Source organism: Sphingobacterium sp. SG20118, from assembly GCF_044740685.1.
Taxonomy (GTDB): domain Bacteria; phylum Bacteroidota; class Bacteroidia; order Sphingobacteriales; family Sphingobacteriaceae; genus Sphingobacterium.
This window is the reverse complement of the sequence record NZ_CP172826.1, coordinates 2861866-2878808: the sequence shown is the minus strand read 5'-3', so window position 1 is coordinate 2878808 and position 16943 is coordinate 2861866. Positions and strand designations below refer to the sequence as shown.

Genomic DNA, 16943 nt, shown 5'->3' with positions numbered 1-16943 from the left:
AATTTATCATCCGCTTTTGTTTTATAGATCTGTTAGCTTAAATGTTTCTTTAAGGCGTATCCCTTTTTCCGTATTTTGTAAGGTACAGCAGGCGTTTTGGGCGTCATGTTCTAAGAATAGAATGTACTCTTGATCGACAATTTCCTGCCAATAATTTTTACGTTCTTCCATTGTGGTTAATGGCCGAATATCATATCCCATGACATAGGGCAAAGGAATATGTCCTACAGAAGGCAGTAAATCTGCCATATATAAAATGGTTTTACCTTTATATTGAATCTGGGGCAACATCATAGCTTCTGTATGACCATGAGCATATCTGATTTGGATATTTGGGCCAAAAGGATTTGTTTCTTTTTCTACAAACTTGAGTTGACCACTTTCTTTTATAGGTTTTATGTTTTCTTCTAAGAACGAGGCTTTCTCTCTCGGATTCGGGTTGACTGCCCAATCCCAATGTTCAGCATTACTCCAGTAAATTGCATTGGAAAAGGATGGCCGAAGTTTATCTCCAACTTGTGCTATGGCCCCACCACAATGGTCAAAATGCAGGTGCGTCAATATTACATCTGTGATATCTTCTCTATTAAACCCATGTTTTGCTAAAGATTTATCAATGGTATTATCTCCATGTATATAATAATGTCCAAAAAATTTTTCAGATTGTTTGTCGCCAAGACCGGTGTCGATCAATATTAGTTTTGCACCATCTTCAATTAAGAGTAGGCGATTGGTCCAAGTACACATGTTATTGGCATCTGCAGGATTTGTTTTTTGCCATATTGATTTTGGAACGACTCCAAACATGGCTCCTCCATCTAGTTTGAAGTTTTGAGTTTCAATAGTATATAGTTGCATACGAATTGTTCTTTACGATGTAATACGAATATACAGGTTTTGCCTTGTAAAATATAGACCTTAATAATAAGATAATATGACTATTAATTCTGAATCATTTCCTTATAAATTAGTTGAATGCAATCTTTTAAAAATGGGTTGAAATCCGTGTATTCGGGTACATGTACTCCATTTGTGATGACTACGATTCCGAATTTTTCTTTAGGATCAAAGAACATCGCGCTATATAAACCATATGCAGATCCTGTATGTCCGATCAACGTTTTATTAGGAATTAATTTGTCTGTTGCCTTTAGAGCGAGTCCATAACCTTCATCGGATGTGATGGGGATCTGCATTATTTTTGAACTGCCTTTTTTGATGATTCGCTGACCATTAAACCCTTTACCATAATTCATATGCATGCCCATATACATCGCTAGATCAACGGCTGAAATTTTCATTCCTCCAGTAGGGGAGAAAATAGGAGTCGAATGGCCTAATGTATAATTTTTTATTTCTAATGACCGTGGATTATAAGCATTGGGTTGGGGACTGAATGCTTCTTTTTTAATATCATACTCATAAAGCGTCACAAATTTCTTTTTATCTAAGGAGTCTACACAATATCCTGCATACAACTGCAAGGGATTTAAGATATGTTCCTTAATGTATAAGTCAAAGCGCTGTCCTGACAAGCGTTCAATGACTGCTCCAATCATATTGAAATTAAGGTTGCAGTATGCGTATTTTGTTCCAGGTTCATAGGTGCTATAAGAGTTGGCGTAATTCTTAGATTGTGTAGGGTTGATGACTTCCAAATCAAAGTATCCATTTTTATCATTGATACTTGAGGTATGGGAAAGGACCATCTTTAATGTAATCTTTTTATCAGGAAAATTTGGATTTCGAATTTTGAACCCTATCAAATCACTGAAATCATCATCAAGATGACATTTCTTTTGTTCTATCAATTGCATGATTGCTGTAGCTGAAAAGGATTTTGAGATCGATGCTATTCTAAATATATCATCATTACGCAGGGCTTGATTCTCTTCTTTGTTTTTAAGCCCATAAGACTGAGAAAATAGTAATTTATTATTTTTCACTACAGCAACTGATAAACCGATGGCTTGATATTTCTTTATGATATCGGTGATTTTGTGGTCAAATGTATTTTGTTGAGCCCAGCTTATTTGACTACAGGATAAGACTCCGAGTATAAGAATAAATAAGTATTTTTTCATGATTTATAAATTAGTATTGAAAGGTATAAATAATTAATAAGTATCGTTGCATTAGTTTGCATTTTTGCACAATTGTATTGCAGATTTTACCTTGATTTCACTTGCAAACTTTTTTCTATAAATTATTGTAAAAAACTATAATTCGAAAGATTAAGCTTTATTTAGTTCTTGTAAAAATCAATTTGTTTAGGGGTAACTGTGCAGTTTGTCGATGTAAAATACTTTTAATGAGGTTGTTCTTTGTTTTTTTACTTTCTTTTAATATACATCAGATGCTACTTGTTTTTATTTAAAATAAATCTAAATAGAATCAAGAAAAGATTGTAAGTTTGCAACCGAAATAAAATTAATCTAATTATTTATACATATGAAAAAGTCATTTCTCGGCTTAGTTTTAAGCCTAGGATTAGTTGGAGGGGTACAACTTGAGGGGGTTGCTCAACACAGTGGAATTCATGGGAAATTAAAAAACAAATCAGGTATTCCAATTGAAGCTGCAACTATCACAGTAAAAGAATTGGGACAATCTACTGCAACGGATCGTAATGGTGCTTTTTTCTTCAGAACATTGCCTGACGGTATCTATACGATTGTTGTGAAAAGCATGGGTAATGTATTCGATGAAGAGCGTGTTAAAGTTGTCAATGGAGCATCGCACTTGGTCAATTTGGTAGGGAACAGCACTGACTCGAAGTTGGAACAGGTTGATATTCGTGGTTATAATTCTCATAATAATAAGACGGTCAGCATTGGGAAAGCAGGTATCGTAGATAAGGATTTACCTCAGAGCGTTCAGATTATCAATGAACAGGTGATAAAAGATCAACAGGTAAATAGATTGAGCGACGCCTTGAAGAATGCGAATGGTATAGCTATGGGAGCAAATAGGGGTGGTGTGAATGAAAACTTTTATGCTCGTGGTTATAGTCTTGGTGCCAATAATATCTTCAAAAATGGTGCTCGAACTAATAATGGTGGATCTATTGAAGCAAGTACTCTTGAATCTGTGGAGATATTGAAAGGGAGTGCTGCTTTACTTTATGGTGGTGTTTCTGGTGGTGCTGTCGTGAATCTGGTAACTAAAAAGCCGAAATTTGAGTATGGTGGCGAAGCATCAATGCGTGTTGGCAGCTATGATTTCTATAAACCTACTGTTGATGTATATGGACCTATATCTGATAAAGTCGCTTTTCGAGTGATTGGTACTTATGAGAAATCAGGTAGTTTTAGGGATTATGTGAACTCGAATAGATTGTACGTTAACCCTTCGTTATTATATAAGATTAATGATCGTACTGAGCTTAATTTTGTGTTCGATTATTTAAAAAGTGATTATACACCTGATTTTGGTATTGGTTCGGTAGATGGTAAGTTAAATAAGGAAGTTGGGCGCCACACTTTCTTAAATACGCCCTGGGCTTTTAATAAAACAAATTCAACAAATGGTCAAATTAATTTAAATCATCAGTTTAATGATGACTGGAAATTAAATGTGATTGCCAGTTATCAAGGTTATGATCGTGATTATTACGGGTCAGATCGTATTCAAGCTGATGTGAATGGTATGGCACCTCGCAATTTGACGCGTTCAAAATCGGAAGAACTGACGTTTAATCAGCAATTGAATTTGACCGGAAATTTAAGAACTGGGACGATTAAACATAAAATTTTGGTTGGAGCAGATGCGGATCAGTCTAATACAAAAGCATATGCTTATAATATTGATAATGCGCTGAATATACGCACGGTTACCTATGATAAAAATGGATTACCGATTATAGCACCGGGATCTGTATACGATAATATTAATATATTTGATATTGGATCGACCATTTATCCTTTTATTCCAGGTCATTTTGAAAATAATTTAGCAATTCCTAAAGTCCCAATTCCTGAAGTCACAAAAACAGGTGTAAGGACTGATATGCCCGCTGTTGATTATTTAACAAGAACAACAACCAATGTTTATCGCTATGGTGTGTTTTTTCAGGATTTGATTGAAGTTACGGAGAAATTCAAGGTTTTAACTGGTTTACGTTATACGTATCAAAGAACGCCTTATGCTGAAAAATATACATATGCTACTGGTGAAACGGAGGAAGTCAAAAATCTGGATATCAACAAAAATGAATTGGGTGCTAAAGTTGATCAAGCTTGGTCTCCCAAATTTGGCTTGATTTATCAACCTATTCCAACGTCGAGTATTTACGTGACTTATGCTAATAATTTTACTTCAAATGCAGGATACGATGTTAATTATAAGCCAATGGCTCCTTCGACAATCGATCAGTACGAGGCTGGAGTGAAAAATGATTTCTTTCATGGTCGTTTGACTGCAAATGTATCTGTTTATAGAATCAACAATAATAAATTTGCGCAGCAATTGTTGTTGAAGCCAGACGGCACTGATAATGGGGATACCAACATGAAAGAATTTACGGGTAAAACTTCATCGGACGGTGTGGAAATCGATGTAACAGGTTCGATTTTACCTGGTTTGGATTTATTGGCAGGTTATTCCTATAATTATATGCGTTATACGGAAACGAATCCTATAACGGAGATCTCTACTATTGTCAATGGTAGTACTAAAATAACTGAAGTATCTGGGAGTGAGGAAAACTCACGTTTGGTAGGTACAACTGCGCATACTGCTAATGGAACGATATTCTATACCTTGCAAAATGGTGGCGTAAAGGGTTTGAAATTTGGTGTTTCGGCATTTTATACGGGAAGAAGAAATGCAGGTTGGAATAATTCGAAAATTAATGTAAGAGATGGTGTCGATCGCTTGATTAGCGTCAGCCCATTTACGACAGTTGATCTTTCTGCTGGTTACTCGTTAAAGAAGTGGAGTGTTTTAGCAAAGATATCCAATGTCAATAATGCATTTAATTACTATATCCATGAAAACTATAGTGTGAATCCAATTCCTCCTAGAAGTTTCATGACGACATTAACGTATAGATTTTAAAAAGTTTTATTGCTTTTTTTAATAAAAAGGGCCTAAAGGCCCTTTTTTATTTTGTTAAATAGATGCTGCGGAGATAATTATCATATCAAATGAAAATTATTTATACTGGTGATGCCGACTTTATAGCTTGCTGATTTTTTCCAATAGATCAACAAGTCGATTGGAATATCCAAACTCATTGTCGTACCAGCCCACTACTTTGACTAGACCACCGACGATTGATGTTAGTTCGGAGTCAAAAACACAAGAGTATGGATTGTTGATGATATCTACGGATACAATGGGATCTTCGGTGTAATAAAGTACATTTTTTAATTCTCCTTCAGCAGCTTCTTTAAATTTTGCGTTTATTTCTGCGACTGTTGGCTGATGGGTCAATGTACAGGTGAAATCTGTCAATGAACCGTTCAGAACTGGAACACGGATTCCGGCGCCTCCTAACTTACCTTCTAAATGTGTGAATACATTGGTGATTGCCTTGGCGGCACCTGTTGTTGTTGGAATAATGGATGAAGATGCTGCACGTGCACGACGTAGATCACGGTGCGGCGCATCATGTAGATTTTGATCTCCAGTCATGGAATGTACCGTAGTGATATAACCATCTTTGATACCCCAGTTTTCATCTAATATTTTCACCAATGGGGCAACATTATTGGTTGTACAGGAAGCATTGGAAAGGATAGGGACATTTAAGTCAAAATCTTTGTCGTTTATACCTAATACAATTGTTGGTACATCTTTATCAGTGGAAGGTGCAGAAATGATTACTTTTTTTGCTCCAGCAAGCAAATGTAAATTAGCTTTTTCTTTACTTGTAAAATGACCTGTTGATTCGATAACAACATCTATACCTAAGGTTTTCCAAGGTAGATTTTGTGGATTTTTCTCATTTGTGACTAAGATTTCTTGTCCATTGATGATGAGATGATTTTCGTTGAAATCAACCGTACCTGTGAAGGGACCATGTACCGAGTCATATTTGAATAGGTGGGCTAATGTTTTCGTATCAGTGAGGTCGTTGATTGCAACGACCTTTAAGTGATTTATATTCCTGATGAAAATATTGCGTAGTGTATTCCTTCCAATACGTCCAAATCCATTTATTGCAATATGCATGGCAGCTCGTTATTTATGAAATTCAGCAATTGCTTCATTTATATTTTTATCACCTTCCCATTGTGCTTTTAGCTGACCATCGGCTCCATAGACATAATTTGCAGGAAATTGATTGGGCACGTGTATTTTTTGAATAAACTCTTGATTTTTATCCACTAAAATTTCAACATTGCTCAGTTTTGATAACTTTGGGGCAAAATTATCAAAGAAACCTAAAATCAACGCTGGGTCATTCATAGAAACATAATAGATATTAATGTCTTTAAGGCGATCGATGTTTTTTTCTAGAGCAGCGGCTTCTTGTTGACAATGTCCGCATCCTGGATCGAATAATAGAAAAACAGTGTTTCTATCTTTTGCGACATCAGATTTTGTTACTTGAATACCGGATTTTAATTGGTAGAAGGTGAAATCTGGTAGCGTTTTAGCAGCCTCTTTTTGCATCGTCGTTGCTGGAGCTGCATGTGCACTATGATCGTGCTCACTGTGGTCATGCCCATCATGTTCATCATGTGCTTCGGTCGCTGTCGTTTGTTGCGTCTTATTATTAGAATTGCAAGAGAATAGCAGGGACGCTGTGAAAATTCCTGTTATGCCTAATATTAATTTTTTATTCATGGTAATGGGGTATCAATTTATCTATCAAAACTATAAAAAATATTGAATTTAAACCTTAAAAAAGGCGATTAATGACATTGTACTGTATAATTGATCTATCAGGTTATGGTATTATTATCATTGTCATAATTTTCTAGTGAGGTGGATTCGATAATTTGTGATTTTCCTCTACCGTATTCATTGTTGTATACTTTCAGTAGCACGCGTACAGATGAAATAATAAGTGGGCCAAAAATCAGCCCCAACATACCAAATAGATTCAATCCTAATAAGACTCCGAAAACCGTAATGAGCGGTGGTACATCACCAAGTTTTCTCAAAATCGTGAAGCGGAGTACATTGTCAATTCCGCCAATTAAGATAAAACCATACAAGGCCAAACCGATGGCGTTTCCGGTAGAACCAATGGCTAATAAGTAAATTGCCGTAGGAACATAGACGGTCATTGTTCCCAATACTGGAATTATGGTAGAAATTGCAGTAATTATAGCTAGTAAAATGGGGCTATCAACGCCAAAAATCCAATAACCAATACCTGCGACTATTCCTTGGCAAATACCTAAAATTGGAATTCCAATGGCATTCGAACGTACCATCATGCTGATTTCGCTCCACAGTTCTTCTTTACTTTTTTGAGAAAAGGGGATTGCATGTAGGATTGTCGATTCCATTTCCTTACTGTAGTATTGCATGAAATAGAGTACAAAGAATGCTACAATTATATTAATTACAGTCTCTGCTACTGAATTTAAAAGGTTAGGGATGTATTTTGCTAGTTTCTGTAGCGAATTGAGGATAGCTTGATCGGATAAGTCAATGTTTTTCAAAACGGGCTTATCCTGCATATAGTCTTTTACAGAATCAAACTTGGAAAGAATATCTTTTTGATTGAGAATTAGTTGTTCCAATTGTGGAAGCAGATAGTTAATAAGTCCCCATAGCGGAAATACAATGAATATAATCGATAATACGATGAGGAAGATGCTGGCTAGGGATTTATTCCACTTTTTCTTTTCCGTTAACGTAAAATAGATGTTTCTGAAAAGGATGTAAAGGGTAATCGCTCCTAAAAAACCGGGTAGATAATAGGATAAGTTTTTGAATATCAATATACAGATCAGGAGGATGATCGTGATCAACATGATCTGATTGATCGAATTGTTATTTATTTGTTTGTATTTCATGGCCGGTTCCTCAGAATTAATAAATACTAAGCACTTTATTTGCTAAAATCAGATAAATTTGTTTTATCTGATTGCATCATAATATAAAACAAATTTATCGATATCTCTGCTACCGACAAGAATTATTTTATAGCGGAAATATATCAAATATTGCTGATAAATTTTTTGGAAAGGAATAAAAAAGCTAGCTCAAATGGTAGCTAGCCTAAATAGATGTTAATTTTCGTAAAGCTCGAGTGGTAAACCATCGGGATCTTCAAAGAAGGTGAATTTTTTGTTTGTTAATTCATCTATCCGGATCGGTTCTACTCTTATATCCAATTGTTGTAAATTTTTGACTTCTTTTTCAATATCATGAACTGCAAAAGCCAGGTGCCTTAACCCTACGGCCTCGGGTCTGGATGGACGTTTTGGAGGATTGGGGAATGAAAACAATTCGATGATGTATGTGCCATTCAAGGCTAAGTCTAATTTGTAAGAGTCTCGTTCTTCGCGGTACACCTCCTGTATGATGGTCAATCCAAGTATTGTCGTATAGAAGTTTTTGGATTTATCGTAGTCACTACATAGAATAGCGACGTGGTGTACCTGTTGTAGATTTAATGACATATAGCGTTATTTTGCGCGTTCGTATTGTGGCGGCCAATCAATATGGGCACCTAATGCTTCTGCAAAGTGAAATGGCAAATGTGGATCCTTAAGAAAAGCTCTAGCGATCATAATTAGGTCCGCTTTATGATCCTGTAAGATTTGTTCTGCATGCTCGGCTTCCTTAATAAGTCCGACGGTTGCAGTGAGCACTCCTGTTTTTTGCTTTATCGACTCGGCAAAGGGAAGTTGATAATCCCTTTCGGCTTTAATTTCCTGATGCAAAACAGCCCCACCTGAAGAGACATCGATTACTTCAATGCCGTTCGTCTTCAAGACTTCGACTAGTTGAACAGATTGTTGCTGGTCCCATCCTCCCGCTGCCCAATCAGTAGCAGATATGCGCACCCAAAGCGACTGTGTAGTCAATTCTTCTTTGATTGCATCAACAATTTCGCATAAAAATCGGATTCTATTTTCAAAAGAACCCCCATATTGGTCAGTTCTAAGATTGGATAAAGGGGAGAGGAATTGATGGATGAGGTAACCATGGGCTGCATGAATTTCGATGATATCGTATCCAGCTGTTACTGCTCTTTTTGCAGCACGTTGAAAATCTATGATCGTCTCTTTGATGTCATCAATGGCCATGGATAGGGGTGGGACCTCTTTATCAGGCCGGAAAGCTAATGCTGAGGGTGCTATAGTATGCCATCCACCCTGTTGATCAGGAGCAATTTGATAATGGTTGAGCCAAGGTTTTCCGGTACTGGCTTTACGTCCTGCATGCGCTAATTGAATCCCTGGAATCGCCTGATTCTCCTTAATAAAGCGGGTGATTTCTTTTAGTTTTTCTATATGCTCATCTTTCCAGATACCGAGGTCTCCGGCACTGATTCTTCCTGCTGGAGTTACAGCGGTGGCTTCCTGTATAACAGCGGCAGCACCTCCAGTTGCAAATTGACCTAAATGTACCAAATGCCAATTGTTAGCAAAACCGTCCGTTGCCGAATACTGACACATAGGAGAGACTACCAGCCGGTTTTTTAGGGTGATGTTTTTTAGCGTAAGTGGTGAAAATAAAATGCTCATATGAAAGGGCTAATATGAAAATAAAAAAAGGAGCAAAAGCTCCTTTAAATCTTATTAAGGGTTTGTTGACCATAGCGATGCCGATTTTAACATGGCTCTTCTTGGCAACTTTAAATTGGCAATGATTAATTCTGCAAAATCCTCTGGTTGTAACACAGAATCTGGATCTCCGTCTGTCAGACCTAGGTCTTTAGACATATCCGACGCAATTGTGCTCGGCATCAAGGTACATACACGGATATTGTGTTTGCGTACCTCACGCATTAATGAATCTGCCATACCGATGACGGCAAATTTAGAAGCACTATAGGCAGAAGTGGTAGCGGCACCATTTAATCCTGCGGTTGAAGAAACAAAGATAATATCACCTTCATTTTTTTCCACTAATTGTGGTAAAAGAGCCTTTGTTACATAATAACTACCCAGCACATTGGTATTGATGATGTTGGTCCATGTTTCTGGATCCATATCTAATAGTGAGCCAAATGAAGCAATACCAGCATTGTTGATGACAATATCAAATGTGCCAAATGATGTGTTTAACTTTTCAATTTCATGCTGAACGTTTGCCAAATTGGAAACATCAAAAACTGCATAGGTGGCAGTTACGCCTAAATCTTGCAATTCTTTAACTGTCAATTTCAATTGTTCTTCATTGCGGCCTGTAATAGCAACATGAACTCCCTCTTTTGCTAATGCAATGGCAGTTGCTTTTCCCAATCCACGTGAACCACCTGTTACTAATGCTTTTTTACCAGCTATATTTTCCATATTACAAAGTTAACTATTGCAGTATTGATGAATGTCAATATAATTTAAAATTTTTACAAGTTTTCATCCAAAATATTAGCTATTATCGGATAGGTGTTTTGTTTGACTTGTTTTATACTATGGATATCAAGCCATTCTGCTTGTGTAATATCCTCCTCTGTCTGTGGTATGAGTTTCGGTATTTTATTGACACCCATTTCATACCAGTTTGTTTGTTTTAACACAAATTCACCATTGCGTAAATAGTAGGTATGATACGAGGTTTGTATTTTTTTCCCCAAGTAATCAATTTTTAAACCACATTCTTCTTCTACTTCTCTCACAGCTGCTTCTTTCATCTTTTCATGGCTTTCCACCTTTCCTTTTGGAAGGTCCCATTTGCCCAATCGAAAGATAAATAAATAGTCACCTTCGCCATTTTTGACCAGTCCGCCAGCGGCTTTAATGATTTTATTATTTTCTTTTAATTTGTGAAAAACCAATTCGCAATCCTTGTGTATATATAGAAATGATTTGGGAATGTCATTTTGTTCAGATAATTTAAAAAGTTTTTCCAATTCAATATCTTGAACATCAATAGTTTGGGGGTTTTTAACGCCCGTAGGAACAAAATCTGCCAAAATTAGCACAGATTGGTTCATATAAATTTTATAAATTTGCGACATGAATAATTTAAATGAGGTTGAACAAAAAGTTGCTGAATCCTTATTGCAAATTAAAGCAATAAAATTGCAACCTAAAAACCCTTTTACTTGGGCATCGGGTTGGAAGTCTCCAATTTATTGTGATAATCGTATTACTTTATCGTATCCAGCAATCCGTACGTACATACGTCAGAAGCTTTCAAAATTGATTCAAGATGAATTTGGATCAGTGGATATGATCTCTGGTGTCGCTACTGCAGGTATTCCACAAGGGGTATTAGTTGCACAAGATTTGGGTTTACCATTTTCTTATGTAAGAAGTAGTGCTAAGGACCACGGTCGTCAAAATATGATTGAAGGTGAAGTTGTTAGCGGACAGCGTGTTGTTGTTATCGAGGATTTAGTATCTACGGGTAAAAGTAGTTTAGTTGCAGTAAAAGCATTGCGCGAAGCTGGATGTAATGTAGTAGGTTTAGTTTCTATCTTTACCTATGGGTTGGATGAAGCTGCGAAGAATTTTGCTGAGGCAAAATGTACTTTCCATAGCCTTTGTGATTACGATTCTATGATTCAAGTGGCTGCAGAAAATGGTTTTATTTTCGAAGAAGATGTAGAGTTGCTGAAAGATTGGAGAAAAAATCCTTCAACTTGGTCTCAAACAGTTTAAAGATAATAAGATATTTATATGACAACTATTCAGAATAATGTAACGATTGAAAAGTCCGTTCAAGAGGTATATGCTTTTTTGACAGATTTGAATAATCATGAGCAATTGATGCCTGAAAATATTTATAATTGGTCCTCAACCAATGATGAAGCCCGTTTTACAATTCAAAACATGGCCAAGTTAGCTTTGAAAGTTGATGAAAGGGTAGAAAATCAATTAATAAAATTAGTGCCATCTGAAAAAGCTCCTTTTGATGTTACTTTAAACTGGATTTTGTCAACCGTTTCGGCTGATATAACAATGGTCACATTTACTATTGAAGCGGATTTGAATATGATGATGAAAATGGTCGCTTCAGGTCCACTGCAAAAACTAGCTGATTTTCAAGTGAATAAATTGAAAGAGATTTTAGGATAATTTATCCCTATGTTAACCTGAAATTTTCAGTCTATAAAGAAATGTCTTCCAATTTGGAAGACATTTTCAGTTTAATATTTTACCTTTTTAAGGTAATGAAACTATCTAGACTCGAATATTACCTTCAAGCTTAAATCGTTTCATTTTATCGTATTATGCAAGTCTTTCGTGGACTTTTTTCCAATTCACGATATTCCACCAGTTTTTAATGTAGTCTGCTCTTTTATTTTGATAATGTAAATAATAAGCATGTTCCCATACATCAAGGGCCAAAACTGGTATTCCCCTTTGTTCTACTACGTCCATTAACGGATTATCTTGGTTGGCTGTTGATGTTATCTGTAATTTACCAGCGTCATCTAATATTAACCATGCCCATCCGGAACCAAATCTTGACATTGCAGCAGCCGTAAATTCTTCTTTAAATTTATCAATCGTCCCAAAAGATGCATTGATAAGTTGTACTACTTTTTCAGAAGGCTCAGTTGTATTTGCGACTAAATTTTCCCAGAAGAAATTATGATTCCAAGCGCCACCAGCATTGTTACGTGCTTTGGCTGAATATTTTGAAATATTTGCTAACAATTGCTCTTCGGATGTTTCTGAAATATTTTCCGTTAGAATAGCTTCATTGATCGCTTTGATATATGCTGTATGATGTTTTGTGTAATGGATTTCCATTGTCAAAGCATCAATATTAGGTTCCAATTCGGAATATGAATAGGGTAATTTAATTTGACTAAAAGAAAGGGGAGCGGCTTGATTACGTGCAGGTTCAGCTTGAGCTAGATTATTTAAAACACTGCCCGATACAGCAACAGCCAATGTTGCTTTAGCGGTGTTGTTAAGGAAGTTTCTACGTGTTTGCATTCTTTTATTATTATGTTAATAGTAGTAAGATAACGTGTTTTTTTAGTTTTATTATTCTTAATTGGCATAAAATATAAAATAGAACGATAATGTTACCAAACCATGACTTTTTTATATGGAATGGTCTATATACGACCTTGCGGTATTTGAAGAAGTTCATTTTATTGAAGCTTGGGAATTATTCTGGGTATTAAATGTGCAAGAAAAAGGTCGCTATCTCATGCTTCTGAAATAGCGACCTTTTTAACAACTCTATATGATATTGTATATATTATGGAGTTATGCGATTTCCTCTGACTTTATCCCACATAAGAAACAAAAGGAATCCGACAAAGGATGGAATCACCCACCACAGTTCGTAGGTTGCTAACGGAATGGATTGCAGCATATTTTCTGCTCCTTTAAGGTGGATATCAAAGCCAGCAAAGAGGTAAAAAGTAGAAGTTAGTGTTGTACCTGCCATCGCGCCAATAAATGGAAGAGAGGACTTTATTATCCGTCCAAAAATAAGGACGTACAATACCAATGTGATGACTATGGGATAAATGAATGCTAAAAATGGATAAGCAACTTGGATGATATATTCTACGCCTGTAATAGCTAGTACTGCTGAGAAAAGACAACAAATAGTAACAACCCATTGGTAACTAATCCTATTGTGAAGGAGTTGGCTAAAGAAAGTCCCTACTGCACATGTCAATGCAATCGCAGTGGTGAGACATGCTAATGCGATGCTTATGGAAATTGCTGCTACTCCATAGCCTCCAAATATTTTGTGCGAAATGAATAAGAGTAATTCTGCTCGTTTGACATCTGTAGTTGTTGGATATCCTGATTGAGCACCCAAAAAGACAAGACCACCATATATCAGCAACAAGCAAAAAGCTGCCAAGCATCCAGCACTAGTAACGATTCTGTTTTTATCTTTAACGTTAACATAGCCTTTGGTCTTTGCTGCAGAAATAATGATACCACTAAAAATAACAGAGGCTAGGACATCCAAAGTCTGATAGCCTTCTATAAAACCTAATTTAAATGCTGTTAAGCGTTCGACATCGTGTGCGTAATTCGCTGATAATGGAAATAGAGCGCCCATGATAATCATACTGATCAATAGGATCAATAACAATGGCGTTAAAAAATTGCCAATAACATTTACGACTTTAGAAGGTCGGATAGAAAGAACAAAAGTAACCGAAAAAAACAGGATAGAACCCCAAATAGGTGATAGATTTGGGAAGGTTGGTAGTAGGCCCACTTCAAATGTTGTAGCGGCTGTCCTCGGTATCGCTATCAGGGGACCTATCCCTAACATGATTACAATACCTAATATCGTGGCTATTAATGGATGTGTTCTATTGCCCAAATCATGGAACGATTCTCCTGAATTGATGATTGATAAAACGCCTAAGAGAGGAAGTAATATACCTGTAAGAGCAAATCCTATAATAGCCCAATCCCATTGACCTGCTGAATTAAAACCTATAAATGGAGGTAGTAATAAATTTCCGGCACCGAAAAACATGGCAAATAAGGCGAATCCTAATGTGGTAGTATCTCTGATTTGTTTCATCAATATGTGTATCTTTAATTATATCCTGTGTAATCTTATGGTTTGTATATCAATGTTTTACTGTTGATAGTTAGACCGCTGAAGAGAATTGGGATGTAAACTGATTTATGAATGAGCAAATATAATAGGACTTTCCAATTAAACAAGAACTAGTTGCTGTGTTTTTACTGCATTTAAATTGATTTTTCACGGTGATGGCTTCGTTAAATATGGTTATTTAGGTAAAAATGTAAATAAAGGGGCCAAGGCTAGAAGTGTTCTACCTATCATGTACCATAACGTAAGTTTTACTGACTAATTGTGCGATTAAATAGGAGAGGTTATAAATAAGAAAGCATCCTGACTTTCGTGAGGATGCTTTCTTATTATATCAGATTGGACCTTTTGTCTATCTTGTGAAATGCTTTACTTTTAAAGTATAAGTTCCTACGCCTTGAGCAGCTGTAATATTATCTGCATTAAATACAATAATCTCATCTGCTTTGTCGGATAATTCAGTTCCCTTATACAGCACGATATAGCGATTAGCTATTGGAGTTACCGCATGAGTAGGGCTACCAGCATAGAAAACCCAGATTGCACTTGGTAATGGCAATCCCATACTAGTGGCATCAATACCTATTGAAGGAGTTATCTCGAATTTAGCAGAAGCAAGGTTAGAGAGTGTAATGTTATCTACTGTTGTACCTTCTAGATCAAAGTAACCAAATTTATAATCCGTTGTGCTCGGTTTTAAGGTAGAAACCATACATTCCTGATAAGTTGATCGTACTATTTTCTTTATCAGCAACAGCATTCTTTACTAAATCAAAATATGCTGTTTCCTTTGAAGGAACAATGATTGTACTTGTTTTAACTGTTGCTTTGTTGTCTTGAAGTGTTGTGGGAGCAGCCTCATTATCATCGTTTTTACAAGAGCTTAGATTGAATGCCGTAATTGCGATTAAAGCAATGCTGGCAAAGTTTTTTAGTTTAAATGAAAAATTCATGTTTAAATATATTTATGATAAAACTGACTTAGAATTAAAGGTATTAGTAAAAGCTGAGAAGGTTGCTAATGCTGCATCAATAGCTTCTTGGTTGTCTGCTTCAGCAACTTCCTCATTGATGATGGCTGTAAATTCTGCCCATTTTTCTTGAGATTTATCTCCGTAGCCGTTGAAGAAATTAAAACCCGTTTGTATACCTTTATGTTGTAGCATTTTAACGATATGTGGGCCTCCCATAATCGATCCTTCTAATACATATAGTGCTCCGATTGCTTGATTTTTAGTTTCAATATTAGGCAAAACTACTTCTGGAAGATTCTCTAAGTTACCACCTAGGTCTAAGATGTCTTTTTCGACATGAGATGCATTTCTACGTGTCTCAAAATAGGTCGTTAAGCTACTTGGTAAAGCGCGTTGTATCTGTACTTCAGCTGCCTTGAAATAAGCATAGAAATATTTTAATACTTCTGCATAGTCAGTGTTGTTTTCAATTGCTTTCAATTTGAAAATAACGTTTTTCTCTAACTCTTGATGACCTTGTTTAGTTGCTTCTTTGATTTTTAAGTTTAACATGATATTTGCGTTATTTAGTTTTTAAATTTTTAGAACCGTCTTCTTGGACGAAATATTTGAATGTGAAATAGGGAGCTGGCCAATTTAGATCGGTCACTGCTGCAGGAGCTCCTTTGTACATGCTAATCATCTGTAATTTTGCATATTTGCCGTTGCTTAAACGGATGACATATGTTCTTCCGAGCGCTGTTTTGGCTAAGTGTGAAACCATATCATAATTATACCAGCCTTGAGAGTCGTCATCGAGAATAGCACTGACTCCGTTGATGCTTTTTTGTTCAAAATCGTTATCACTCGGTGCTGTATCGACTTGATCATATGCTTGCTTAACTAAGACAATCTTGTGTTTTGATCCGTTACCGAATGCCGGTGTGCTATTAACAGTACCATCATTGACATATAGTGTACTGTTGTATTGTCCTGAAAATGCGATGTCCCAATCCTTTTTTGCAAAGTTGGCATTTGAATCTGCTTCATTCTTTAACCAGGTTTGCTTTTTGTCTGATAAGCGGAAAAGGAAAGTATGAAAATCTCGCTTTTCTTTGGGATTTCCATTTCCTGCAGCCCCGTTACCTACATAAGCTTCTACATCACCTGCCAAATCACTGATGATCGTGCTAACGCCATCCTCTAACTGCTTGTTCGGGTCCACATTTTCTTTATTGCAGGAGGCAAACAATAAGCAGATGCAGATGTAACATCCTATCTTAAATAATGAATTCATATGTTTTTAATTTTATTTTTTAAATAGTCACATGGAATATTCATGCATGATTATGT

Annotated in this window: 18 protein-coding genes; 3 read left to right on the top strand and 15 right to left on the bottom strand. The window is 36.2% G+C overall.

The features are described from left to right. Positions 1–21: 21 nt before the first annotated feature. Positions 22–858, bottom strand: a complete 837-nt coding sequence (locus ACFX5U_RS13415; RefSeq protein ID WP_038699153.1) for an MBL fold metallo-hydrolase — start codon at positions 856–858, stop codon at positions 22–24. An 83-nt stretch (positions 859–941) separates the two neighbouring features. Then, entirely contained in the window at positions 942–2084 is a 1143-nt protein-coding gene (locus ACFX5U_RS13410) for a serine hydrolase domain-containing protein (protein ID WP_400261041.1), read from the bottom strand. A 367-nt stretch (positions 2085–2451) separates the two neighbouring features. Between ACFX5U_RS13410 and ACFX5U_RS13405 the strand changes: the two genes are divergently transcribed. Continuing rightward, complete coding sequence (locus ACFX5U_RS13405; RefSeq protein ID WP_400261040.1) at positions 2452–5058, top strand: TonB-dependent receptor domain-containing protein; 2607 nt, start codon at positions 2452–2454, stop codon at positions 5056–5058. Between the two features lie 120 nt (positions 5059–5178). On the opposite strand, the gene gap is transcribed toward ACFX5U_RS13405, so the two are convergent. The 7 genes from gap to ACFX5U_RS13370 form a co-directional block, all read right to left on the bottom strand. Beyond that, positions 5179–6177 (bottom strand): type I glyceraldehyde-3-phosphate dehydrogenase, encoded by a 999-nt coding sequence (gap, locus tag ACFX5U_RS13400; protein WP_038699147.1) that lies wholly within the window; start codon positions 6175–6177, stop codon positions 5179–5181. A gap of 9 nt (positions 6178–6186) precedes the next feature. Next, positions 6187–6795 carry a redoxin domain-containing protein gene (locus ACFX5U_RS13395; RefSeq protein ID WP_280566811.1) on the bottom strand — a complete coding sequence of 203 codons (609 nt, stop codon included), beginning with the start codon at positions 6793–6795 and terminating at the stop codon, positions 6187–6189. 98 nt (positions 6796–6893) lie between these two features. Then, positions 6894–7979 (bottom strand): AI-2E family transporter, encoded by a 1086-nt coding sequence (locus ACFX5U_RS13390; protein WP_051959946.1) that lies wholly within the window; start codon positions 7977–7979, stop codon positions 6894–6896. Positions 7980–8195: 216 nt separating this feature from the next. Further along, entirely contained in the window at positions 8196–8588 is a 393-nt protein-coding gene (locus ACFX5U_RS13385) for a VOC family protein (protein ID WP_400261039.1), read from the bottom strand. Positions 8589–8594: 6 nt separating this feature from the next. Further along, positions 8595–9659, bottom strand: a complete 1065-nt coding sequence (locus ACFX5U_RS13380; RefSeq protein ID WP_280566817.1) for an NADH:flavin oxidoreductase/NADH oxidase — start codon at positions 9657–9659, stop codon at positions 8595–8597. 54 nt (positions 9660–9713) lie between these two features. Beyond that, entirely contained in the window at positions 9714–10430 is a 717-nt protein-coding gene (locus tag ACFX5U_RS13375; protein WP_038699139.1) for a 3-ketoacyl-ACP reductase, read from the bottom strand. A gap of 53 nt (positions 10431–10483) precedes the next feature. Further along, positions 10484–11071: an NUDIX domain-containing protein gene (locus tag ACFX5U_RS13370; RefSeq protein WP_280566821.1), complete on the bottom strand. Its 588-nt coding sequence runs from the start codon at positions 11069–11071 to the stop codon at positions 10484–10486. A gap of 22 nt (positions 11072–11093) precedes the next feature. Here ACFX5U_RS13370 and pyrE point away from each other — a divergent pair, with 22 nt between their 5' ends. Both pyrE and ACFX5U_RS13360 read left to right on the top strand, forming a co-directional pair. Further along, complete coding sequence (pyrE, locus tag ACFX5U_RS13365; protein ID WP_038699135.1) at positions 11094–11741, top strand: orotate phosphoribosyltransferase; 648 nt, start codon at positions 11094–11096, stop codon at positions 11739–11741. Positions 11742–11759: 18 nt separating this feature from the next. Further along, positions 11760–12158 carry an SRPBCC family protein gene (locus tag ACFX5U_RS13360; protein ID WP_038699133.1) on the top strand — a complete coding sequence of 133 codons (399 nt, stop codon included), beginning with the start codon at positions 11760–11762 and terminating at the stop codon, positions 12156–12158. 153 nt (positions 12159–12311) lie between these two features. On the opposite strand, the gene ACFX5U_RS13355 is transcribed toward ACFX5U_RS13360, so the two are convergent. The 6 genes from ACFX5U_RS13355 to ACFX5U_RS13330 form a co-directional block, all read right to left on the bottom strand. Continuing rightward, on the bottom strand, positions 12312–13028 hold the full coding sequence (locus ACFX5U_RS13355) for a superoxide dismutase (RefSeq protein ID WP_400261038.1): 717 nt from the start codon (positions 13026–13028) through the stop codon (positions 12312–12314). Between the two features lie 271 nt (positions 13029–13299). After that, the gene (gene brnQ, locus ACFX5U_RS13350; RefSeq protein ID WP_400261037.1) at positions 13300–14601 is read right to left on the bottom strand and encodes a branched-chain amino acid transport system II carrier protein; all 1302 of its coding nucleotides are present in this window, start codon (positions 14599–14601) and stop codon (positions 13300–13302) included. 388 nt (positions 14602–14989) lie between these two features. Beyond that, on the bottom strand, positions 14990–15349 hold the full coding sequence (locus tag ACFX5U_RS13345; RefSeq protein WP_400261036.1) for a hypothetical protein: 360 nt from the start codon (positions 15347–15349) through the stop codon (positions 14990–14992). Next, positions 15312–15590 carry a hypothetical protein gene (locus ACFX5U_RS13340; RefSeq protein WP_400261035.1) on the bottom strand — a complete coding sequence of 93 codons (279 nt, stop codon included), beginning with the start codon at positions 15588–15590 and terminating at the stop codon, positions 15312–15314. Before ACFX5U_RS13340 ends, ACFX5U_RS13345 begins: the two co-directional genes overlap by 38 nt. 12 nt (positions 15591–15602) lie before the next feature. After that, a complete protein-coding gene (locus ACFX5U_RS13335) occupies positions 15603–16163 on the bottom strand; it encodes a biliverdin-producing heme oxygenase (protein WP_038699125.1) in 561 nt (186 codons plus the stop codon). Positions 16164–16173: 10 nt separating this feature from the next. Further along, on the bottom strand, positions 16174–16887 hold the full coding sequence (locus ACFX5U_RS13330; protein ID WP_400261034.1) for an HmuY family protein: 714 nt from the start codon (positions 16885–16887) through the stop codon (positions 16174–16176). Positions 16888–16943: the final 56 nt, after the last annotated feature.